This is a genomic window from Caulobacter sp. GW821-FHT12A07, assembly GCF_058807655.1.
On record NZ_JBXAQX010000005.1, the window covers coordinates 255,170 to 276,484 of the forward strand.

Annotated in this window: 19 protein-coding genes; 11 read left to right on the top strand and 8 right to left on the bottom strand. The window is 68.6% G+C overall.

What is annotated here, in order from left to right; translation table 11 throughout:
* Positions 1-3: 3 nt before the first annotated feature.
* The 5 genes from mltG to fabD form a co-directional block, all read right to left on the bottom strand.
* A complete protein-coding gene (mltG, locus tag AC1RRS_RS12840) occupies positions 4-1,098 on the bottom strand; it encodes an endolytic transglycosylase MltG (protein ID WP_492855505.1) in 1,095 nt (364 codons plus the stop codon).
* 10 nt (positions 1,099-1,108) lie between these two features.
* Positions 1,109-2,389, bottom strand: coding sequence for a beta-ketoacyl-ACP synthase II (gene fabF / locus AC1RRS_RS12845; protein ID WP_492855506.1), 1,281 nt, complete (start codon positions 2,387-2,389; stop codon positions 1,109-1,111).
* Between the two features lie 176 nt (positions 2,390-2,565).
* Positions 2,566-2,805, bottom strand: a complete 240-nt coding sequence (locus AC1RRS_RS12850; RefSeq protein ID WP_007672577.1) for an acyl carrier protein — start codon at positions 2,803-2,805, stop codon at positions 2,566-2,568.
* A gap of 162 nt (positions 2,806-2,967) precedes the next feature.
* Positions 2,968-3,708: a 3-oxoacyl-[acyl-carrier-protein] reductase gene (gene fabG, locus AC1RRS_RS12855; RefSeq protein WP_492855507.1), complete on the bottom strand. Its 741-nt coding sequence runs from the start codon at positions 3,706-3,708 to the stop codon at positions 2,968-2,970.
* Positions 3,709-3,788: 80 nt separating this feature from the next.
* Positions 3,789-4,733 carry an ACP S-malonyltransferase gene (gene fabD / locus AC1RRS_RS12860; RefSeq protein WP_492855509.1) on the bottom strand — a complete coding sequence of 315 codons (945 nt, stop codon included), beginning with the start codon at positions 4,731-4,733 and terminating at the stop codon, positions 3,789-3,791.
* 180 nt (positions 4,734-4,913) lie between these two features.
* On the opposite strand from fabD, the gene AC1RRS_RS12865 reads away from it, so the two are divergent.
* Positions 4,914-5,450, top strand: coding sequence for a peroxiredoxin (locus AC1RRS_RS12865; protein WP_492855510.1), 537 nt, complete (start codon positions 4,914-4,916; stop codon positions 5,448-5,450).
* A gap of 44 nt (positions 5,451-5,494) precedes the next feature.
* Here AC1RRS_RS12865 and AC1RRS_RS12870 read toward each other — a convergent pair whose 3' ends face one another.
* Positions 5,495-7,657, bottom strand: a complete 2,163-nt coding sequence (locus AC1RRS_RS12870) for a TonB-dependent receptor (RefSeq protein ID WP_492855511.1) — start codon at positions 7,655-7,657, stop codon at positions 5,495-5,497.
* Between the two features lie 144 nt (positions 7,658-7,801).
* Complete coding sequence (locus AC1RRS_RS12875; RefSeq protein WP_492855512.1) at positions 7,802-8,458, bottom strand: hypothetical protein; 657 nt, start codon at positions 8,456-8,458, stop codon at positions 7,802-7,804.
* Between the two features lie 362 nt (positions 8,459-8,820).
* On the opposite strand from AC1RRS_RS12875, the gene rpsF reads away from it, so the two are divergent.
* The 7 genes from rpsF to alr all read left to right on the top strand — a co-directional run bounded on the left by rpsF (position 8,821) and on the right by alr (position 16,297).
* Positions 8,821-9,228 (top strand): 30S ribosomal protein S6, encoded by a 408-nt coding sequence (rpsF, locus tag AC1RRS_RS12880; protein WP_110117828.1) that lies wholly within the window; start codon positions 8,821-8,823, stop codon positions 9,226-9,228.
* A gap of 14 nt (positions 9,229-9,242) precedes the next feature.
* Positions 9,243-9,521, top strand: a complete 279-nt coding sequence (gene rpsR, locus AC1RRS_RS12885) for a 30S ribosomal protein S18 (protein WP_058346420.1) — start codon at positions 9,243-9,245, stop codon at positions 9,519-9,521.
* Positions 9,522-9,534: 13 nt separating this feature from the next.
* The gene (gene rplI / locus AC1RRS_RS12890) at positions 9,535-10,119 is read left to right on the top strand and encodes a 50S ribosomal protein L9 (RefSeq protein ID WP_487288722.1); all 585 of its coding nucleotides are present in this window, start codon (positions 9,535-9,537) and stop codon (positions 10,117-10,119) included.
* 195 nt (positions 10,120-10,314) lie between these two features.
* The gene (locus tag AC1RRS_RS12895; protein ID WP_492855513.1) at positions 10,315-12,720 is read left to right on the top strand and encodes a TonB-dependent receptor plug domain-containing protein; all 2,406 of its coding nucleotides are present in this window, start codon (positions 10,315-10,317) and stop codon (positions 12,718-12,720) included.
* A 147-nt stretch (positions 12,721-12,867) separates the two neighbouring features.
* Positions 12,868-14,388, top strand: coding sequence for a replicative DNA helicase (locus AC1RRS_RS12900; RefSeq protein WP_492855514.1), 1,521 nt, complete (start codon positions 12,868-12,870; stop codon positions 14,386-14,388).
* A 63-nt stretch (positions 14,389-14,451) separates the two neighbouring features.
* Positions 14,452-15,138: a MarC family protein gene (locus tag AC1RRS_RS12905; RefSeq protein WP_492855516.1), complete on the top strand. Its 687-nt coding sequence runs from the start codon at positions 14,452-14,454 to the stop codon at positions 15,136-15,138.
* Between the two features lie 76 nt (positions 15,139-15,214).
* Positions 15,215-16,297 (top strand): alanine racemase, encoded by a 1,083-nt coding sequence (alr, locus tag AC1RRS_RS12910; protein ID WP_492855517.1) that lies wholly within the window; start codon positions 15,215-15,217, stop codon positions 16,295-16,297.
* 19 nt (positions 16,298-16,316) lie between these two features.
* Here alr and AC1RRS_RS12915 read toward each other — a convergent pair whose 3' ends face one another.
* Positions 16,317-17,507 (bottom strand): Yip1 family protein, encoded by a 1,191-nt coding sequence (locus AC1RRS_RS12915; protein WP_492855518.1) that lies wholly within the window; start codon positions 17,505-17,507, stop codon positions 16,317-16,319.
* Positions 17,508-17,682: 175 nt separating this feature from the next.
* Here AC1RRS_RS12915 and radA point away from each other — a divergent pair, with 175 nt between their 5' ends.
* The 3 genes from radA to purF are packed head-to-tail and all read left to right on the top strand — an operon-like array spanning position 17,683 to position 21,181.
* Positions 17,683-19,065 carry a DNA repair protein RadA gene (gene radA / locus AC1RRS_RS12920; RefSeq protein WP_198575098.1) on the top strand — a complete coding sequence of 461 codons (1,383 nt, stop codon included), beginning with the start codon at positions 17,683-17,685 and terminating at the stop codon, positions 19,063-19,065.
* Positions 19,062-19,685, top strand: coding sequence for a CvpA family protein (locus AC1RRS_RS12925; RefSeq protein ID WP_492855519.1), 624 nt, complete (start codon positions 19,062-19,064; stop codon positions 19,683-19,685). The genes radA and AC1RRS_RS12925 overlap by 4 nt, the downstream gene beginning before the upstream one ends.
* Entirely contained in the window at positions 19,682-21,181 is a 1,500-nt protein-coding gene (gene purF, locus AC1RRS_RS12930) for an amidophosphoribosyltransferase (RefSeq protein WP_487288731.1), read from the top strand. Before AC1RRS_RS12925 ends, purF begins: the two co-directional genes overlap by 4 nt.
* The last annotated feature ends 134 nt before the right edge of the window (positions 21,182-21,315 follow it).

A 21,315-nucleotide genomic window follows, 5' to 3' on the forward strand; every position in this document is an offset into this window, starting at 1 on the left:
CGATCAGCCTCCCGCCAGCGGCGTCGTTGCAGCCTTGGCCTGACGCTCGATCTTGCGCCACTGGGCCACGTTACGCTCGTGCTCTTCGTAGGTCTTGGCGAAGACGTGGCCGCCGGTGCCGTCGGCGACGAAATAGAGCTCGTCGGTCTTGGGCGGGTTCAGCACGGCCGCCAGGGCCGCGCGGCCCGGATTGGCGATCGGCGTCGGCGGCAGGCCGGGGATCTTGTAGGTGTTGTAGGGCGTGAACGTATCCAGCTCCGACCGGCGCAGGCCCCGGCCCAGGGGCCGGCCGCGGGTGATGCCGTAGATCACGGTCGGGTCGGTATCCAGCCGCATGCCCAGGCGCAGGCGGTTGATGAACAGGGCCGCGACGCGCGGACGCTCGCTGGCCAGGCCCGTCTCCTTCTCGACGATCGAGGCCAGGGTGACGGCCTCGTCCTTGGTCTGGAACGGCAGGCCCGCCTCGCGCTCGGCCCAGAGGGCGTTCAGCACCTTGTCGCGATCGTCCATCATGCGCTGGAGGACGGCGGCCCGCTCCTCGCCGCGCTCGACCTGGTAGGTCTCGGGCAGGACGGCGCCTTCCGGCGGGGTCGGCACGTCGCCGACCAGCACGTCGGAGCGCTGCAGGATCTCGACGACCATGTCCGAGGTCATGCCCTCGGGAATGGTCACCTGGTGGCGCACGACCTTGCCGTCGCGGACCATGGCCAGCACGGTCGACAGCGAGGCGCCGGTGGGGAATTCGTACTCGCCGGCCTTCAGCTTGCGGGCCGCGCGGGTGATCTGGGCGGCGGTCAGGAACAGCGAGGACGAGCGGATCGCCCCGCCGGCTTCCAGCGCGCCGGCGATCTCGGAGACGCTGGCGCCGCGGCGCAGGACCACCGAGGTGTATTCGCCGTTCTTGGCCTTGGGGCCGGGTCCGCCATAGACGAACACCGCCCCGCCGACGACGACCAGCGCCGCGACCGCGGCGACCACCAGGCCGCCGCCGGCCATGGCGGCCAGGCGACGTCCCAGGGACGCGGTCTCCCGCTTGCGGGCGCTCGACGTCCGCTTGGACGCCGGAGCCTTCTTCTGCGGACGCGGCGGCTTGCTCACGAGACTTGGCTCACGAGATTTTACGGAACACGACGGAGGCGTTGGTGCCGCCGAAGCCGAAGCTGTTGGACACGGCCACGTCGATCTTCTTCGGCACGGCCTTGTTGGGCGCCAGGTTCATCGGCACGTCGACGTCGGGATTGTCGAGGTTGATGGTCGGCGGGCAGATCTGGTCGCGGATGGCTAGGATCGAGAAGATCGACTCGATGGCGCCGGCGGCGCCCAGAAGGTGGCCGGTCATCGACTTGGTCGAGGACATCACCACGTTCTTGGCGTGATCGCCCAGGAAGCGGGCGACGGCGCCGGCTTCCAGGCCGTCGGCCATGGTCGAGGTGCCGTGGGCGTTGATGTAGTCGATGTCCGAGGGCTGGAGGCCCGCGTCCTTGACCGCCGCCGCCAGGGCCCGACCGCCGCCTTCGCCGTCATCCGACGGGGCGGTGATGTGGTAGGCGTCGCCCGACAGGCCGTAGCCGACCACTTCGGCGTAGATCTTGGCGCCGCGCGCCTTGGCGTGCTCGTACTCTTCGAGAACGACCACCCCAGCGCCCTCGCCCATGACGAAGCCGTCACGGTCCTTGTCGTAGGGGCGCGAGGCCTTTTCCGGGGTCTCGTTGAAGGCGGTGGCCACGGCGCGGCAGGCGATGAAGCCGGCGATGCCGAGCTTGCAGACGGCCGCTTCGGCGCCGCCGGCGATCATCACGTCGGCGTCGCCGTACTTGATCAGGCGCGCGGCGTCGCCGATGGCGTGGGCGCCGGTGGCGCAGGCCGTCACCACGGCGTGGTTGGGGCCCTTGAAGCCGTACTTGATCGAGACCTGGCCCGAGATCAGGTTGATCAGGGCCGAGGAGATGAAGAACGGGCTGACGCGGCGCGGGCCCTTGGCTTCCAGTTCCAGGGCGGTGTCGGCGATCGTCGACAGGCCGCCGATGCCCGAACCCAGGATGACGCCCGTGCGCCACTTCTGCTCGTCGGTCTCGGGAACCCAGCCCGAATCCTTCACGGCCTCGTCCGCCGCGGCGATGCCGTAGAGGATGAAGTCGTCGACGCGCTTCTGGTCGCGCGGGCTCATGGTCTTGTCGGGGTCGAACGAGCCCTCGACGTCCGGACCGCCGCCGCCGCGACCATCGACCCGCGGCACCTCGCAGGCGACCTGACAGGCATAGTCGGTCGGGTCGAAAGCTGTGATGCGACCCGCGCCGGACTTTCCAGCCACGATGTTCTTCCAGGACACTTCGACGCCCTGGCCCAGAGGAGTCAGCAGGCCCAGCCCGGTGACGACGACTCTACGCATGGATTGCTCCCAACCTTCCGACGCACCGTTCTCGGACGATAAGGCGAACCCCTACCGGCCGGTTGCGGCGCGAATCTTGGCCACATACGAAAACCGCCGCGCGCACGATGGCAAGAGCCCGTGCTGCGCGGCGGCTGATAGTCCTGTTCGCCCGCGAGGGTACGAACCCGACGCCCTTAGGCGCCGGTCTTTTCCGTGATGAACTTCACGGCGTCGCCAACCGTCTGGATGTGCTCGGCGGCGTCGTCCGGAATTTCGATGTCGAATTCTTCTTCGAACGCCATCACCAGCTCAACGTTGTCGAGGCTGTCGGCGCCCAGGTCGTCGATGAAGCTAGCCTTCTCGGTGACCTTCTCGGGATCGGCATCCAGGTGTTCGATGACGATCTTACGCACGCGCTCGAGAATGTCGGACATTCTGTTAGTCCCTCGTTTTGAAATCTGTTTGTCCCGCGGCCGGTTTGAAAACTATTCACCGTCCGCGAGATGTCGGGTCACCGCCTATCACGTTCCTTTTCGGGTGACCAGCGGGTCAGCCGCGAAGAAGCGGGGCCATTTAAAGCCCAAGGCGGCGTTCGCCTAGATCATGGCCATGCCGCCGTTGACGTGCAAGGTCTGACCGGTGACGTAACCGCCCTGATCGCTGGCCAGGTAAACGCAGGCGGCGGCGATATCGCTCCCCTCGCCCAGCTTTCCGGCCGGAATGGTCGACAGGATGCCGGCCTTCTGGGCGTCGTTCAGGGCCTCGGTCATCGGGCTGGCGATGAAGCCGGGGGCGACGCAGTTGACGGTCACGCCGCGGCTGGCCAGCTCCTGGGCCAAGGCCTTGGAAAACCCGATCATTCCGGCCTTGGAGGCCGCATAGTTGGTCTGGCCGGGGTTGCCGGTGACGCCCACGACCGAGGTGATGCCGATGATGCGGCCGGCGCGGCGCTTCATCATGCCCTTGGCGGCGGCGCGGGCCAGGCGGAAGTAGCCTTCCAGATTGACCTTGATGACGGTTTCCCAGTCCTCGTCCTTCATCCGCACGATCAGGCCGTCGCGGGTGATGCCGGCGTTGGCGATGACGATGTCGAGCGGAGCGCCGGCGGCTTCCTCGGCCTTGGCGACCAGGCCGTCGACCTGTTCGGCGTCCGACAGATTCGCCACGACGAACGAGGCGCGCTCGCCCAGCTCGTTCTTCAGCTCGGTCAGGGCCGATTCGCGGGTGCCCGAGAGCACGACATGGGCGCCCTGGCCGTGCAGGGCCCGGGCGATGGCGCCGCCGATGCCGCCGGTCGCGCCGGTGACGAGGGCGGTCTTGCCGGTCAGATCAAACATTCGAGGTTTCTCCGTTCGGAGGGATTGGGAGTGCGGGCTCCCCGTCCTTCGACAAGCTCAGGATGAGGAACCCGAAGAGTTCAGAGCGATTGGGCGAAGGCTTCGAGGTCGGCCGGGGTGTTCAGCGGCGTGGCCTCGGCGTCCGGGGCGATGCGCTTGGCCATGCCCGACAGCACCTTGCCGGCGCCGGCCTCGGCGAAGCGGGTGACGCCGCCCTCGCCGGCCAGCCAGGTCATGCTCTCGCGCCAGCGGACGCGGCCAGTGACCTGCTCGACCAGCAGTTTGCGGATGACGTCCGGGTCGTGGACCGGCGAGGCGGTGACGTTGGCCAGCAGCGGGGCCTTCGGCGCCAGGATGGTGGTGGCGGCGAGCGCCGCGGCCATCTCGTCGGCGGCCGGCTGCATCAGCGGGCAGTGGAACGGCGCCGAGACGTTCAGCGGAATGGCGCGGGCGCCCAGTTCCTTGGCCTTCTCGATGGCCCGATCGACCGCGGCCTTAGCGCCGGAGATCACGACGTTGCCGTTGTTGTTGTCGTTGGCCACGACACAGACGCCGACTTCCGAGCCGGCCGCAGCGGCGGCTTCGGCCAGGGCCAGATCGGTCTTGGGGCCGATCAGCGAGGCCATGGCGCCCTCGCCCACCGGCACGGCGCGCTGCATGGCCTGGCCGCGCAGCTTCAGCAGGCGGGCGGTGTCCGACAGGCTGATGGCGCCGGCGGCGGCCAGGGCCGAGTATTCGCCGAGGCTGTGACCGGCCACGAAGGCGGCGCGCTCGATGCCGATCCCGAACTCCTTCTCCAGGGTGCGGGTCACGGCCAGGCTGACGGCCATCAGAGCCGGCTGGGCGTTCTCGGTCAGGGTGAGATCACCCTCGGGACCTTCGCGCATCAGCTGGGAGAGTTTCTGGCCCAGGGCGTCGTCGACTTCCTGGAACACTTCGCGGGCGGACGCGAAGGCCTCCGCCAGCTCGACGCCCATGCCGACCGATTGGCTGCCCTGGCCCGGGAAGATGAAGGCGATGCTCATGGCGGCCCGCTCCTCTGTAATTCAATGTCTTGGGGGCGGAGGGTTAGGGGAAACACAAGGCCTGGGCAAGCCGGACCGATGTTTTGCCTGTGCTTGCTTTCCGCAGGGGCGCGTCCACATTGCTCGCCGTTCCGTATCTGAACGCGCCATGCTCTCCCCCGCCCTATCGGAGTCGCCAAGATGAAACGCCTCACCCTCGCCGCCTCGCTGGCCGCCTTCAGCCTGCTGGCCGCCGCCCCCGCCCTGGCGGCGCTGAAGCCCGGCGACAAGGCCCCCGACTTCACCGCCCCGGCGGCGCTGGCGGGCAAGGACTTCGAGTTCAAGCTCAGCAAGGCCCTGAAGAAGGGTCCCGTGGTGCTCTACTTCTTCCCGGCCGCCTACACCTCGGGCTGCACCGCCGAAGCCCACGAGTTCGCCGAGGCCACCCCTGAGTTCGAGAAGCTGGGCGCGACCGTCATCGGCGTCACCGGCGGCAATGTCGACCGGATCAAGGACTTCTCGAAGGAGCACTGCCGCGACAAGTTCGCGGTGGCGGCCGCCAACCCGGCCCTGATCAAGGACTACGACGTCAAGCTGCCGCTGAAGGACAACATGTCCAACCGCACCTCCTATGTCATCGCCCCCGACGGCAAGGTGCTGCTGGCCTACAGCGACTTCAACTTCCAGGGCCACGTGACCAAGACCATGGAAGCGGTGAAGGCCTACAAGAAGAAGTAGGGGCGAAGCCGGGGCCGCCTCGTGAGAGGCGGCCCCCTCCCCGTCTAGAACTTCACCTTCACCCCGGCGCTCCACATCGCCGGTTCGTCGGCCAGGCGGTAGACGATCAGGCCGGGGATGAAGACCGCGCCCGAGACGTAGTCCTTGGCGTCGAGGACGTTGCGGCCCTGCACGAACACCCGCCAGGCGGCCGAGGGCGATTCCCAGGCGACGCCGGCGTTGACGCGGTCGACCGCGCCGATGCGGCCGGCCTGCGCATTGGTCGCCTCGGCGTAGCGCGGGCCGCGGTGGCTGTAGTCGGTCGAGAAGATCAGCGCCCCGCCCTTCAGCATCTCCGGCTCGATGCGCCAGGTTCCGCCGACCTGGGCCTGGACCTTGGAGACCAGCGGCAGGGTCTTGGCCCCGGCCTGGGCGGCGGCGGTGGAGGGGTCGAGCTTCTCGTACTCGGCGTCGGTCAGGGCCAGAGAGGCGAAGAGGTCCAGCCCCTTCACCGGCGTGGCGGCGGCCTCGAGTTCCAGGCCGGCGATCCGGGCCTCGGCGGCGTTCTGGGTCAGGATCGAGCCGTTGCTGATGACGTTCTGCTGCAGGTCCTTAAGCTGCTCGACATAGGCGGCCAGGTTGAGGCGGGCGCGATGCTCGAAGGCCTCGATCTTGGCGCCGGCCTCGTAGGACCAGACGGTTTCGGGGTCGTAGGCCTTGGTGAAGATCGAAGGCTCGGCGATCGACAGGGCCACGAACCCGCCGGCGCGGTAGCCCCGCGCGATCGTGCCGTAGACCATGACGTCGTCGGAGACGTCGTACTGAAGATTGAACTTCGGGGTCCAGACCTTCCACTCGCCTTCGTTCGAGCGGCTGGTCAGGCTGGCCGGATAGGCGGCCAGGCCGTTCTGGATCGTGCCGGCGATGGTCTTTTCGTCCTTGGTCCAGCGCAGGCCGGCCGAGCCCTTCAGGCGGTCGGTGAAGCGCCATTCAAGCTGGCCGTAGGCGGCGACGCTTTCCGAGGAGGCGTGGATGGTCGTCGGCAGCAGCGGCACGGCGTAGGACCCGTAGATGCCCGCGCCGATGGTGTCGGACAGCACCTGGCCGCCGGTCTCCTTGAACCAGAACAGGCCGCCGATCCATTGCAGGCGGCCTTCGAAGGACTCGCCCAGGGCCTGGAACTCCTGGCTGGACTGCTCCTGCTCGGTCTGGCTGCCGCGCAGGAAGCCCGCGACGAGGCCGGCGCCGGCCACCAGGCCGCCTGAGAAGTCGAGCGTCCAGCGGTCGTCGAGGCGCTGATAGGCGGTGATCGACTTCAGCTGCACCGCGCCCAGGTCGTAGCCGAGGTGGAGGGCCAGACTCTTCTGCTCGGTCTTGGTGTCGGTGTTCAGCGGCGAGCGGGTCGAGCCGAAGTCGCCGCCGGCCAGGGGCTTCAGCGTGACCGGGTCGAGCGGCGAGAAGTGCTGGCCGTCGGTGTCGGTGCGGGCGTAGGCGGCCGAGACCGTGGCGCTGAACGGGCCGGTGTCGATCAGGCCCAGCGCCAGGCGGACCCCGGCGTCGCGACGGGCGCCGACCTTCTTCTTGAGGGCGGTGTTCTGCTGCCAGCCGTCGCGTTCGGAGAACAGGGCCGAGGCCGTGGCGCCGACATGGTCGGTGATCGCCCCGCCGGCGCTGGCCTTGTAGCGCTGCAGGCCGTAGTCGCCCCACGAGGCCTCCAGCGAGCCGCCGGCCGCGTCGCCAGGCTGGCGGGTGACATATTTCAGGGCGCCGGTCATCGAGTTGCGGCCGTAGAGCGTGCCCTGCGGTCCGCGCAGGACCTCAACGCGGGTAACGTCGGCCAGGTCGAGGTTCGCGACCGACAGGCGGGCCTGGTAGACGTCGTCGACATAGATCCCGACGGGCGGCTCGGAGGTGATCATGCCGCCGGTCTGGTCCAGCGCGCCGCGCAGGGCGACCTGGATCGTCGAGGGCGAGGCGCTGATCTGCGAGACGTAGAGGCTGGGCACGGCCGCGCCCAGTGTCTCGACCTTGGTGATCTGCAGCTGGTCCAGCGCCTTGGCCCCGAAGGCGCTGACGGCGACGGGCGCGTCCTGCAGCTTCTGCTCGCGCCGCTGGGCGGTGACGACCAGGTCCTCGACCGTGGTCGGGTTTTCCTGGGCCAAGGCCGGCGTGACCCCGGCCAGGATCGCGCTGACCGCGGCCGCGCCGCATAGAACCGATTTTCGCATTTCCGCTCCCCCTCTGGTGGAGCGTTCAGGAGGGAAAGGCGCGAGCCTGCGCGCAAACCCGCCCTGCGCGGCGCCCGATGGTCGGACAGCGGCGCGGGTCGGCGTCGGCGGATTGTCAGGAAAGCGGCGCGGCTGCGCCGGAGGCTACCAGTTGGCCTTGACCAGCTTGACCATGAAGCGGCCGTCCTGGACGCGTTCGTCCTCCGCGCGGACGCTGACCGAGAACTCGGCCGGGATGTCGAACGGGCGGATCAGGCTGAAGTCGACGCCCTCGTCGCCCATGGTGCCGCCGCCGAAGCCGATGGCGACGACCTGGCGGCCGTCCAGCGTCAGAGCCGAGCGCAGGTTGGCGCGGGCCAGCGGGATGGCGGCCGGGACGATCATCGAGCGCGTGGCGTTCATGTCGACCGACAGGCTGACATAGTTCGACTTGGGCAGGTCGCCGAAGCCGAACAGGCGCGACATCGACGAGCGGAAGCCGGCCTCGCGCTTGTTGAGCGAGGCGCCCAGGGCCATGGCGTGCGGGCTGGGGCCCTGCTCGGCCTTGGCCGTCAGGTTCAGGTTCACGTCGTAGGTGGGCTGCTCGATATTGCCCGCCACCTTGGCCGTGAAGTCGACGCGCTCGGCGTCGGTCGACAGGTCCATCGGCAGGGCGGCCGAATAGCCCGTGAAGCGGCCGTCGTTGGACGACACCGACAGGTCGGGCTTCTTCAGCAGGGCCTGGGCGAGCGTCGGGGCGGCCGACATCATGAGCGCAAAAGCGCCGCCGACGATCAGGCTCTTGAGGATGCTGCCCCGCATGCCTCTTCCCTAGCCACCGAAGGTGTTAACGGCAAGCTGACTTCCGCGACGAAAGCCTGTTTCGAGGTCGAAATCGACACGAAGGTTTCGGAAGGACACAGACCCGCGCCGCGGCGCACGCATTTCGGGCGCCATAGTATAAGGCCTCCGCTGGGCCTCCATCGGGCCTCTACCGGGCCTGGACCCGATCCTCGCCTTGCCTCCCGGCCCTGTTTCCTGTAATAGCGCGCGCTCTCACGGAAGGCGGTCTTGCGCGAACCCTTCATTGGGCCGGGATTTTCCCGCTCGTCGCACAGGATCCATCGTGGCCGTCGGACTTCCGTCGCCGACCACGCCGCCTTCCTCAACGGAAGAAGGAAAACATGTCGTTCTACGAACACGTGGTCATCGCGCGGCAGGACATCTCGCCGCAACAGGCCGAAGCTCTCAACGAGCAAATCAAGACCCTGATCGAAGAAGGTGGTGGTCACATCGCCAAGATCGAATACTGGGGTCTGCGTAACCTCACCTATCGCATCAAGAAGAACCGCAAGGGCCACTACTCCCTGCTCGCCATCGACGCCCCGGCGCCGGCGGTGAAGGAACTGGAGCGCCAGCTGTCGATCAACGAAGACGTGCTGCGTTTCCTGACCATCCGCGTGGAAGAGCTGGACCTGGAACTGTCGCCGGTTCTGGCCCGTCGCGACCGTGAGCGCAGCGATCGCCCCGAGCGTTCGGACCGCCCTGAGCGTTCCGAGCGTCCGCGCGAAGACTTCGCACCGCAAGCGTAAGGGAGAAATAGATCATGACCGATACGACTGCTCCCGAAGCCGCGGCTCCGGCCGCCGCCGCCGGCGGCGCCCGCCGCCCGTTCTTCCGTCGCCGCAAGGTTTGCCCGTTCTCGGGCGCCAACGCGCCGAAGATCGACTACAAGGACGTGAAGCTGCTGCAGCGTTACGTTTCCGAACGCGGCAAGATCGTGCCGTCGCGCATCACCGCGGTGTCGGCCAAGAAGCAACGCGAACTGGCCAAGGCCATCAAGCGCGCCCGCTTCCTGGCTCTGCTCCCCTACGTCGTGAAGTAAGGGAGACGCCACGATGAAAGTGATCCTGCTCGAACGAGTCGAAGGCAAGGGCGTCCTGGGCGACGTGGTGACGGTGAAGGACGGCTACGCCCGTAACTTCCTGCTGCCGCGCCAGAAGGCTCTCCGCGCCAACTCGAACAACCTGAAGGCTTTCGAAGCGCAACGCGCCGAGATCGAAGCCCGCAACGTCCGCAACCGCGAAGCCGCCGGCAAGTCCGGTGAGTCGCTGGACGGCACGCAGTACGTCCTGATCCGTCAAGCTGGCGAAAGCGGCCAGCTGTACGGTTCGGTCGCGGGCCGCGACGTCGCCGACGCCATCAAGGCCGAAGGCGGCAAGGTCGACCGCTCGATGATCGTGCTGGACAAGCCGATCAAGACGCTGGGCGTCCACGAAGTGAAGGTGAAGCTGCACGCCGATGTGACCGTCACGGTCACCCTCAACATCGCGCGCAGCCAAGACGAAGCCGATCGCCAAGCGCGCGGCGAAAACGTCATCGCCTCGCAATTCGAAGAAGATCGCGCCGCCGACGCCGAAGCCGCCCAGGACATGCTGGAAGGTGGCGCCGGTTCGCACGAAGGCGACCACTACGAAGCCTGATCCGTCAGGTCATTCGCAGACTGATGAAAACGGCGCGGAGCAATCCGCGCCGTTTTTTTCTGCGCCAACAGCTAGAATTGCTCAGATTGTAAGCTGCGCCCCGGTCAACCAAGTTCGTGTCCGTCTAGCCACCTGTCGGATACAAGAGCCGCATCCATGCGACCCCGCCCGACAGAGTTCGAGAGGGGTTATCTCATGCGTATCAAATCCATTCTGCTGGCCGCCGCTTCGGTGTCCGCCTTCGCCGCCTCCGCCCACGCCCAGGAAGCCGCCGACCAGACCACGGTCGAGGAACTGGTCGTCACCGGCACCCGCACCGCCGGCCGCTCGCGCCTCGACACGGTCTCGCCGGTCGACGTGGTCGACAGCAAGGCCCTGACCCGCCAGGGTTCGACCGAACTGGCCCAGGCGCTGTCGACCCTGGCGCCGTCGCTGAACTTCCCGCGCCCGTCGGCCGTGGACGGCACCGACTCGGTGCGTCCGGCCACCCTGCGGGGCCTCGCCCCCGACCAGACCCTGGTGCTGCTGAACGGCAAGCGCGGCCACGCCGCCGCCCTGGTCAACATCAACGGCGCGGTCGGCCGCGGCTCGGCCGCCTTCGACCTCAACACCATCCCGACCGCCGCCCTCGACCGCGTCGAGATCCTGCGTGAAGGCGCCGCCGCCCAGTACGGCTCGGACGCCATCGCCGGCGTCGTCAACCTGCGCCTGCGCGAAGCCCGCACCGGCGGCGGCGCGACGGCCAGCTACGGCCTCTACGACACCGAGGTGAAGACCGCCCGCGACACCGACGGCCGCAAGGCCCACGACGGCGTCACCTACACCGCTTCGATCTGGCAGGGCTTCACCCTGCCCAACGACGGCTTTTTGACGCTCACCGGCGACTGGTCCAAGCGCAACCCGACCAACCGCAGCGACGTCTCGTCGGCCTTCAGCCCGGGCGTCGTGACCGGCCGCTACGGCGACGCCGAGGTCGAGAGCAAGTCGATCTTCGCCAACGCCGGCCTGCCGCTGAACGAGACCTGGAGCCTCTACGGCTGGGCCGGCTACCAGAAGCGCGAGGGCGAGAGCGCGGCCTTCCCGCGCCTGGCCAACAACGCCAACAACATCGCCTCGATCTATCCGAACGGCTTCCTGCCGAAGATCACCACTGACATCGACGACTACAACTTCGCCTTCGGAACCAAGGGCGAGCTGGGTGCCTACACGATCGACGCCAGCGTCACCTATGGCGAGAACGACATCGACTATGGCGTGAAGGACAGCCTGAACGCCTCGTACGGCCCGACCTCGCCGACCTCGTTCTACGCCGGCTCGATGAAGTACCGGCAGACGGTGGCCTCGCTGGACATCACCCGTCCGCTGGAGATCGCCGCCTTCGCCCAGCCCTCGACCCTGGCGTTCGGCGCGGAATACCGCAAGGAAGGCTATGAGATCGTGGCCGGCGAGACCGCCTCGTGGGCCAACGGCGGCTACAACAACCTGGCCGCCGGCGCGCAGGGCTTCCCGGGCTTCCGTCCGAGCAACGAAGTCGACGTCACCCGCGACAACTACAGCCTCTATATCGACCTCGACAGCCAGATCACCGACAAGCTGGACATCGACGTCGCCGCCCGCTTCGAGGACTATTCCGACTTCGGCTCGACCACGACCGGCAAGATCGCCGCGCGCTACGACTTCACCGACAGCTTCGCCCTGCGCGGCGCGGTGTCGACCGGCTTCCGCGCCCCGGCCCTGCAGCAGCAGTACTTCACCGCCACCTCGACCAACATCATCAGCGGCGTGGCGACGGAAGTCGGCACGTTCCCGGCCACCAGCGCCGTGTCGCAGGTGCTGGGCGCCAAGGCCCTGGAGCCTGAAGAGAGCACCAACTACTCGCTGGGCCTCGTCTATCGCCGCGGCCCGCTGGAAGTGACGGTCGACGCCTACCAGATCGACATCGACAACCGCATCGTGCTCTCGGAGAACATCCAGGGCAGCGCCACCGGCACGGCGACCCAGCAGGCGATCTACACCCTGCTGCAGCCCTACGGCGTGACCACCGCGCGCTTCTTCATCAACGGCGTCGACACCACCACCAAGGGCGTCGACGTGGTGGTGCGCTACCGCCTGGACGCCGAGGAAGCCGGTCGCTTCGACCTGACCCTGGCGGGCAACTACAACGAGACCGAGGTCACCCGCCTGCCGACGACCAACACCCTGTCGTCGCTGCCGGTCCCGCCGACCCTGTTCGGCCGGGTCAACGTCCTGACCTTCGAGCGGGGCACGCCGCGCACCAAGTTCGTCGCCAGCGGCGACTGGAGCAACGGCCCCTGGGGGGCGACCCTGAAGCTGACCGGCTACGGCACCGTGCTGCAGCCCAACGCCACGGCCTCGCTCGACTACTGGACCGGCCGCAAGGCGGTGATCGATCTGGAAGCCCGCCGCGCCTTCGGCGAGAACCTGACCTGGGCCGTCGGCGCCAACAACCTGTTCGACGAGTATCCCAACCGCACCCCGGCGGCCGTCAACAGCACCAGCGGCGTGGTCGGCTTCCCCAACTACTCGCCGTTCGGCTTCAACGGCCGGTTCCTCTACACCCGGGTCAGCTACAACTGGTGAAACCTGACCTGACGTAAGGCGCGAGGGGGACGTGGCGGACGCTGCGTCCCCTTTTGTCGTTCAACAGAGATATACACAGAACATCCCCATTCATCTTCGCCGTTCATCATGCTCTTCCAAGCGTCCGGACGGCGTTCGCGTTAACTTATGACGATGTCGCTCGTACCCGCTCTTGATCTGCGTCCTCCGACGCAGGACTCCCCCGTTATCGCCGTCGCCCCGCACAACCTGGAAGCCGAACAGGCGCTGCTGGGCGTGCTGCTCTACGACAACTCGGCCTATGAGCGGCTGACCGACAGCCTGCAGGGGCGCCACTTCTACGAGCCCTTCCACCAGCGGCTGTTCAGCTCGATCGAGACCCACATCCGCAAGGGCCAGCTGGCCGAGCCGATCCTGCTGGCCGACGAGTTCAAGCACGACACGGCGTTCCAGGAGCTGGGCGGCATCCGCTACCTGGCCGACCTGGTGGACCGCGCCCCGCCGGCCGCCAATGTCGGCGACTACGCCCGGGCGGTGTTCGACCTGGCCCTGCGCCGCGACCTGATCCGCATCGGCGGCGAGATCGCCGCGGCCGCCCACGGTCATGGCGACGAAAAGCGTCCGGCCCGCGACCAGATCGAGTCCGCCGAACAGCAGCTCTACACCCTGGCCGAAAGCGGCACGGCCAGCTCCGGCTTCGTCAGCTTCGGCGACGCCCTGCGCGGCGCCGTCGAGATGACCGCCGAGGCCTTCCAGCGCGACGGCGGCATGTCGGGCCTGGCCTCGGACCTGATCGACCTCGACCAGAAGATCGGCGGCCTGCACCCTTCCGACTTGATCGTGCTGGCCGGCCGCCCGTCGATGGGCAAGACCGCGCTGGCGACCAACATCGCCTTCAACGTCGCCAAGAAATACGCCTGGGAGCCCCAGCCGGACGGCAGCCGCAAGACCGTCAGCGGCGGGGTGGTGGCCTTCTACTCGCTGGAAATGAGCGCCGAGCAGCTGGCCCTGCGTATGCTGGCCGACGCCTCGGGCGTGTCGGGCGACAAGCTCCGCAAGGGCGAGATCGACGCTTCGGAGTTCGGCCGGGTGCGCGACGCGGCCATGGAGCTGCAGGAAGCGCCGCTCTATATCGACGCCACCGGTGGTATCTCCATCGCCAAGCTGACCGCCCGGGCGCGACGCCTGAAGCGCCAGGTCGGCCTCGACCTCGTCGTCGTCGACTACCTCCAGCTGGTCACCGGCTCGGACCTGGGGTCCAACGCCAGCCGCGTGCAGGAAGTCTCGCAGATCACCATGGGCCTCAAGGCCCTGGCCAAGGAACTGGCCTGTCCGGTCATCGCCCTGTCGCAGCTGTCGCGTCAGGTCGAAAGCCGCGAGGACAAGCGGCCGCAGCTGTCGGACCTTCGTGAATCCGGCTCGATCGAGCAGGACGCCGACATGGTGTGGTTCGTGTTCCGTGAAAGCTACTATGTCGGCCGGGCCGAGCCGCGCGAGGGCACGCCCGAGCACCTGACCTGGCAAGAGGAAATGGACAAGCTGCAAGGCCTGGCCGAGGTGATCATCGCCAAGCAGCGTCACGGTCCCATCGGCACGGTGCGCCTGTCGTTCAACAGCGACACCACCCGCTTCGGCAATCTGTCGCGCGACCACTATTTCCACCAGATGCGGTCGGGCAGCGACGAATAGCGTTTCCTTCCGGACGCGCGCCGGGCCAGGCTCGGCGCGCGATTCAGGAAGAGGCCTCGCTCGATGGACTTCAGCCCCCTGCCCGTCACGACCTTCGTCGGGGCGTTCCTGCTGGCCTTTCCGGCCCTGTTCTCGATCGTCAATCCGGTCGGGGCGGCGCTGATCTTCCACCAGATGCTGGCCGACCATCCGGCCGAGACGCGCCGGCGCCTGGCGCCGACCATCGCGCTCTACGCCTTCTGCATCCTGCTGGGCTCGCTGCTGCTGGGCGGCTACGTGCTGAACTTCTTCGGGGTCAGTCTGGGGGCGCTGCGGGTGGCCGGCGGCCTCGTCGTGGCGATCCGCGCCTGGGCGCTCTTGATGACGCCCGAGGAGCACGAGGAGCGCAAGGCCGACCAGGCCGCCTCGCCCGCCAAGGGCCGGGCCGAGGACATGGCCTTCTTCCCGCTGACCATGCCGTTCACGACCGGCCCCGGCGCGATCTCGGTGGCCATCGCCCTCTCCTCCCAGCGCCCAGCCGAGGGCCATTCCGTGGCCCCGTTCTTCCTGGGTGCCAGCCTGGCCGTCGCCGTCATCGCCCTGATGGTCTGGGCGTTCTACCGCGCCTCGGACCGGGTTCTGGCCCTGCTGGGCGTCAACGGCGCGCGGGTGATGTCGCGGCTGATGGCGTTCCTGCTGATGTGCATCGGCGTGCAGATCGTCGCCAGCGGCGTCGAGGCCCTGGTGACGCAGTTCCTCTCCACCCGGTGATCCGGGCGCGCGCCGGGACGCATCTCCACAGGATCTGCACTGGCCTTGGCGACGCGGGTCGGCTACCTCCGCAGCCGTGACCGAAGCTCGCCTGACCCTCGACCTGGACGCCCTGGCGGCCAACTACGCGACCCTCAAGGCGCAGGCCGGCGGGACCGAGCTCGCGCCGGCGGTGAAGGCCGACGGCTACGGCCTGGGCGCGGGCCTGGTCGCCCGCCGCCTGTGGGACGAAGGCGCGCGCGCCTTCTATGTCGCCCGGCTGTCGGAAGGCGTGGCCCTGCGCAAGGCGCTAGGCGAGCGCGAGGCGGCGATCCACGTGCTGGACGGGGCGACGCCGGGCTCGGGCCCCACGCTGGTGCAGGCCGGGCTGATCCCGGTGCTCAACAGCCTGCCGCAGGTCGAGGCCTGGAACAGCCAGGCCGGCAAGGGAACGCTGGAAGCGGCGATCCACATCGACACCGGCATGAACCGCCTGGGTCTACGCCACGAGGAGGCCGCCGTGCTGACGGCCTCAATGGACCGGCTGAAGCATCTGAACGTCTCGCTGGTGATCAGCCACCTGGCCTGCGGCGGCGAGCCGGAGCATCCGCTCAACGGCCGCCAGCTGACCCGCTTCACCGACGCGGCCGCCCTGTTCCCCAACGCCCGCCGGAGCCTGGCCAATTCGGCGGGGATCTTCCTGGGCGAGGCCTATCGCTTCGACCAGTGCCGGCCGGGGATCAGCCTCTATGGCGGCGGGCCGCGCGACGTGGCCGACGACCGGATCAAGGCCGTGGCGACGCTCGAAGCGCCGATCCTGCAGGTACGGGTGGTGCCGCGCGGCGAGTCGATCGGCTACGGAGCGGCCTTCACGGCCGATGAGACCACCCGCGTGGCGATCCTGGCCTGCGGCTATGCCGACGGCGTGCTGCGCTCGACCAGCCCGACCGGCCAGGTGTGGTTCGACGGCGCGCGCCGGCGGATCCTGGGCCGCGTGTCGATGGACCTGATCGCCGTGGAGATCACCGACTGCGACGCCGCCCGCCCCGGCGCGATGGTCGAGCTGTTCGGCCCCAACCTGCCGGTGGACGACGCGGCCGCCGCGGCGGGCACGACCAGCTACGAGCTGCTGGTGCGCCTGACCGGCCGCGCCCGCCGCGTGGTGCTGGGCGAGGCCTGACAGGCCCCGCCCTTTTTCACTACTTCGCCAGGCCTTCCAGCCGGCCCGCATCGACCGACGCCACGGCCTTCTTGAGGTCGTCGACGCTGTCGGCCTCGCCATTGGCCTCGATCGTGAAGCGGTTGCCCACGACGACGCTGTAGCTGCCGGACTTGGCCTCGCGGTCCCACTTTTCGGAGACCAGGCGGCCGCCGGTGGTGCTGGTCTTCTCGTAGCCGGTGGCGGTTTCGGTCGAGGTCTGGGCGTTCATGGCCGAGGCCATGGCCGTCAGCCCCGCCAGCGCGCCCAGATCGGTGACGGCCAGGCTGAAGCGGCGGCCGTCCTTCTCGTAGTCGCCCTGGGCCGAGGCCATGCCCGCGCCGCCGGCGCCGGCCGAGTGGGCCTCGAGCGTGGTGCGCGCGAAGCCGCCCGACGAGGCCGGCAGGAAGCCCTTGAGCACGTCGGTCGAAGTCAGCGGCTTGCCCTTGCCGGCTTCGGCCGAAGCGGCGGCGGCTTCCAGCTGCTTGGAGGCGGCCTGCATCTTGCCGAGGTCGACCGTGTTGCCGCCGACCGTCAGCGAGCCGCCGTCGCCGGAGACCTTGGAACTGGCCGCATAGCTGCCGAGCGCGACCGCGCCCGCGATCGTGCTGGTGACCAGGGCCACGGCGAAGAACAGCGCGATGGCGCAGACCACCGTCACGGCGGTGTAGCCGAGCGACTTCTCCTTGGACGACTTCATCAGCCGCGGCAGGCCGGTATAGAGCAGGTAGAGGCCATAGAGCCCCAGCAGGCCGCCGATGATCCCCAGCGCCGGGAAGATGCTGAAGATCCCGGCCACCCAGCCGGCGGTGTTGGAATAGGCGGCGACCTTGAAGGCCTGGAGCCTGTTCTTCTGGCCGTCGAAGGACGGCGCCAGGGCGTCGATGATCAGCGCCAGCAGGAACACCGACAGCAGCGACAGGCCATAGGCCACGACCGTGCCGATGATGGCCGGGATCGGCGCGGGCTTGATGACGGCGAGGCCCGGGATCCCGTTGCCGAAGACCAGGCTGCCCACCAGGCCCGCGACCGCCGGAATAGCCGCCAGGATGCAGACGTATCCGACGTAGAGCCCCTTGATGGTGGCGGGTTCCGGGTCGATCCGCTCCCACTCGGCGGATGGAGAAAGTAGAAGCCGCTTCACGCGGCCTACGAGATCGGACGAAACAACTCCGGGTTCGACCACGGACATTTAGGCGCCTCCAGAAAGATCCTGAGTCTGCGCCCCCCGGTGTCTATCTATACGCAACGCGCGCAAAACGGGAACAAGGTTCGGCGACAGGCTGGGCCGATGCAGCTGCGTCCGGCTTTGGCGCAGCGACGCTCCAGCCTGTAGTCTCCACCCATTCGAGAATCAGGAAGACCCCATGGCCCGCGACGGCGCCGTCTACGCCTGCCAGTCCTGCGGAGCGGTCCAGAGCAAGTGGGCCGGGCAATGCCCCGCCTGCCAGAGCTGGAACACCCTCGTCGAGGAGGTCGGCGTCCGCGCGCCCGGCAGCCTCTCGGCCACCAAGGCCACGCGCAACCGCGGCCTTCAGTTCACGGGCCTCGAAAGCGACACCCCCGCCCCGCCCCGCATCCTGACCGGCGTCGACGAGTTCGACAGGGTCTGCGGCGGCGGCGTGGTGCCGGGCTCGGCGATCCTGATCGGCGGCGACCCGGGCGTGGGCAAGTCGACCCTGCTGCTGCAGGTCTGCGCCAACGCCTCGAGCCGGGGCGTGTCCTGCGCCTACATCTCGGGCGAAGAGGCCGTGGAGCAGATCCGCGGCCGCGCCGACCGCATGGGCCTGGCCGGCGCGCCGGTGAAGCTGGCGGCAGAGAGCAGCCTGCGCGACATCCTCGACGGGCTGAAGCGGGACAAGTTCGACCTGGTGGTCATCGACTCGATCCAGACCATGTGGAGCGACGCCCACGAGGCCGGTCCCGGCACGGTCACCCAGGTGCGGGCCTGCGCAACCGAGCTGGTGCGCCTGGCCAAGAAGCAGGGCGTGGCGATCCTGCTGGTCGGCCACGTCACCAAGGACGGCCAGATCGCCGGCCCGCGCGTGGTCGAGCACCTGGTCGACGCCGTGCTGAGCTTCGAGGGCGAGCGCGGCTATCCGTTCCGCATCCTGCGCGGGGCCAAGAACCGTTTCGGGGCCACCGACGAGATCGGCGTCTTCGAGATGGGCGACATCGGCCTGCGCGAAGTGAAGAACCCCTCGGCCCTGTTCCTCAACGAAGGCGGGGAGCGCGCGGCCGGGGCGGCGGTGTTCGCCGGCATCGAGGGCTCGCGCCCCGTTCTGGTGGAATTCCAGGCCCTGGTGGCCCCGTCCGCCTACGGAACGCCCAGACGCGCCGTGGTCGGATGGGATTCCGGGCGTCTCGCCATGGTGCTCGCCGTGCTTGAATCGCGGTGCGGCCTTGGTTTTGGCGACAAGGACGTCTATCTGAACGTCGCCGGCGGGCTGAGGATCACCGAACCCGCCGCCGACCTCGCGGCGGCGGCCGCTCTGGCCTCTTCGGCCATGGATGTCGCCCTGCCGCAGGACTGCGTGGTGTTCGGCGAGGTCAGCCTCTCCGGCGAGATCCGGCCAGTGAGCCGAATGGAGTCGCGTTTGAAGGAAGCCGCCAAGCTGGGGTTCGGCCGCGCGCTGGGACCGCTGTCGGGCCTGCCCGAAGGCGGCGGCGCCCTGCCGGTGGCCGGCGCGGCGCGACTGGCCGACGCGGTCCGTAGAATCGAGAACGACATCTGGAGCTCGCACGCGTGACGCCGTTCGACATCATCGCCGGACTGATCCTGCTGGTTTCCGGCGCCGTGGGCTTCTTTCGCGGCGCCTCGCGCGAGCTGACCTCGGCGCTGTCGTTCATCGTCGCCGCCGTCGTCGCCCTGCTGGGCCTGCGCCTGACCGGCCCCCTCTTCCGCGAATTGATGGACCCGGACTGGGCGGCCACGGCCGCCGCGATCCTGGTCACCTTCGTCGTCGCCTTCGTGACCTTGCGCTTCATCGGCGGCCAGCTGACCAAGACCCTGCACGCCGATGGCGCGCTGGGCATGCTGGATCGCCTGGTGGGCCTGGGCTTTGGCCTGCTGCGCGCCCTCGTCGTTCTGGGCGTCTTCAACCTCGTCTTCCACATGGCCACGCCGCGCGACCGCGTGCCGGCCTGGGTGTCGGACTCGATCTTCTATCCGCTGTCCAACGCCAGCGCCCGGGTGCTGAAGGTGTTCGCCCCGAAGGGCGCCGGACTTGCCGGCAAGCTGGCCCCCGCCATCGAGGACGCGGTCCGCGACGGCGCCAGCGACAAACCGTCCGACGCCGACCGTGGCGAAGAAGGCTATGATAAGGACCAGCGTCGAAAGTCCGACGATCTGGTGGAGAAATCGCGATGACGTCTTTCGGCCAGTCGACCGACCGCTTCTCGTCCATGCCCTGGCGTGATCCCGAGGATGACACCCTGCGCCTGGAGTGCGGCGTGTTCGGCGTTTTCGGCGCACGGGACGCCTCGGCCATCGCGGCGCTGGGCCTGCACGCCCTGCAGCACCGGGGGCAAGAGGCCTGCGGCATCGCCGCCTTCGACGGCCAGCGCTTCCACACCGAACGCCACATGGGCCACGTCGGCGACGCCTTCACCGGCGCCGACCTCGTCCAGCGCCTGCCAGGCCACATGGCCATCGGCCACACCCGCTACTCCACGGCCGGCGGCAGCGGCATCCGTAACGTCCAGCCGATGTTCGCCGACCTGGAGACGGGCGGTCTGGCCCTGGCCCACAACGGCAACCTGACCAACTTCCTGACCCTGCGCGAGCGCCTGGTGCAGGAAGGCGCGATCTTCCAGTCGACCTCGGACTCTGAGGTCATCCTCCACCTGATCGCCCGTTCGCGTAAGGCCCGCATCGTCGACCGCTTCATCGACGCCATCGGCCAGATCGAAGGCGGCTACGCCCTGGTGGCCATCACCAACAAGAAGATGATCGGCGTGCGCGACCCGCTGGGCATCCGCCCGCTGGTGCTGGGCGACCTGGACGGCAAGCCCGTCCTGGCCTCGGAAACCTGCGCCCTCGACATGATCGGCGCCCGCTTCGTGCGCGACGTCGAGCACGGCGAGATGGTGGTGATCAGCGACACCGGCGTGAAGTCGCTGCGGCCGTTCGCGGCCCCGGCCGCCCGCCCCTGCGTGTTCGAATACGTCTACTTCGCCCGTCCCGACAGCGTCGTGAACGGCCGCTCGGTCTATGAGGTGCGCAAGCGCATGGGCCGCCGCCTGGCCATCGAGACCGGCGTCGAGGCCGACGTCGTGGTGCCCGTGCCCGACAGCGGCGTGCCGGCGGCGATCGGCTACGCGGCCGAAAGCGGCCTGCCCTTCGACCTGGGCATCATCCGCAACCACTATGTGGGCCGCACCTTCATCCAGCCGACCCAGGGCGTTCGCGAACTGGGCGTGCGCATGAAGCACAGCCCCAACCGCGCCGTGCTGGAAGGCAAGCGCGTCATCCTGATCGACGACTCGATCGTGCGCGGCACCACCTCGCTGAAGATCGTCCGCATGGTCCGCGAGGCCGGCGCCAAGGAAGTGCACCTGCGCTCGGCCAGCCCGCCGATCAAGTGGCCCGACTTCTACGGCATCGACATGCCGGAGCGCGAACAGCTGCTGGCGGCGACCAAGTCGCTGGAAGAGATGGCCAAGTTCCTGGAAGTGGACAGCCTGGGCTTCCTGTCGGTCGAAGGCCTGTACGAGGCCCTGGACTGCGCGCCGCGCGATCCGGCCGCCCCGCAGTTCACCGACCACTACTTCACCGGCGACTACCCCACGCGCCTGACCGATCGCGAAATCGCCGAGGGCCGCAACGACCAGGTCGAAAAGCAGCTGTCGCTGCTCAGCGCCTGACGCCAGCCTTTCGGGTCCTTCGGCTTGTTCGAAGGACCCAAGCTGCGCTACCCCGGTACACGGCCAATTCGCTTTGATCTTCCGGCCGCTCGGGTCGCCCGCCAACGCCGGGCGACGACCTTTGTGAGAGTCGC

What these genes read in the sequence shown, in the direction of transcription:
- fabF (WP_492855506.1), bottom strand. Translation starts at nt 2,389, where the DNA reads ATGCGTAGAGTCGTCGTCACCGGGCTGGGCCTGCTGACTCCTCTGGGC.
- AC1RRS_RS12850 (WP_007672577.1), bottom strand. Translation starts at nt 2,805, where the DNA reads ATGTCCGACATTCTCGAGCGCGTGCGTAAGATCGTCATCGAACACCTG.
- fabG (WP_492855507.1), bottom strand. Translation starts at nt 3,708, where the DNA reads ATGTTTGATCTGACCGGCAAGACCGCCCTCGTCACCGGCGCGACCGGC.
- fabD (WP_492855509.1), bottom strand. Translation starts at nt 4,733, where the DNA reads ATGAGCATCGCCTTCATCTTCCCGGGCCAGGGCAGCCAATCGGTCGGC.
- AC1RRS_RS12865 (WP_492855510.1), top strand. Translation starts at nt 4,914, where the DNA reads ATGAAACGCCTCACCCTCGCCGCCTCGCTGGCCGCCTTCAGCCTGCTG.
- AC1RRS_RS12870 (WP_492855511.1), bottom strand. Translation starts at nt 7,657, where the DNA reads ATGCGAAAATCGGTTCTATGCGGCGCGGCCGCGGTCAGCGCGATCCTG.
- AC1RRS_RS12875 (WP_492855512.1), bottom strand. Translation starts at nt 8,458, where the DNA reads ATGCGGGGCAGCATCCTCAAGAGCCTGATCGTCGGCGGCGCTTTTGCG.
- rpsF (WP_110117828.1), top strand. Translation starts at nt 8,821, where the DNA reads ATGTCGTTCTACGAACACGTGGTCATCGCGCGGCAGGACATCTCGCCG.
- rpsR (WP_058346420.1), top strand. Translation starts at nt 9,243, where the DNA reads ATGACCGATACGACTGCTCCCGAAGCCGCGGCTCCGGCCGCCGCCGCC.
- rplI (WP_487288722.1), top strand. Translation starts at nt 9,535, where the DNA reads ATGAAAGTGATCCTGCTCGAACGAGTCGAAGGCAAGGGCGTCCTGGGC.
- AC1RRS_RS12895 (WP_492855513.1), top strand. Translation starts at nt 10,315, where the DNA reads ATGCGTATCAAATCCATTCTGCTGGCCGCCGCTTCGGTGTCCGCCTTC.
- AC1RRS_RS12900 (WP_492855514.1), top strand. Translation starts at nt 12,868, where the DNA reads ATGACGATGTCGCTCGTACCCGCTCTTGATCTGCGTCCTCCGACGCAG.
- AC1RRS_RS12905 (WP_492855516.1), top strand. Translation starts at nt 14,452, where the DNA reads ATGGACTTCAGCCCCCTGCCCGTCACGACCTTCGTCGGGGCGTTCCTG.
- AC1RRS_RS12915 (WP_492855518.1), bottom strand. Translation starts at nt 17,507, where the DNA reads ATGTCCGTGGTCGAACCCGGAGTTGTTTCGTCCGATCTCGTAGGCCGC.
- radA (WP_198575098.1), top strand. Translation starts at nt 17,683, where the DNA reads ATGGCCCGCGACGGCGCCGTCTACGCCTGCCAGTCCTGCGGAGCGGTC.
- purF (WP_487288731.1), top strand. Translation starts at nt 19,682, where the DNA reads ATGACGTCTTTCGGCCAGTCGACCGACCGCTTCTCGTCCATGCCCTGG.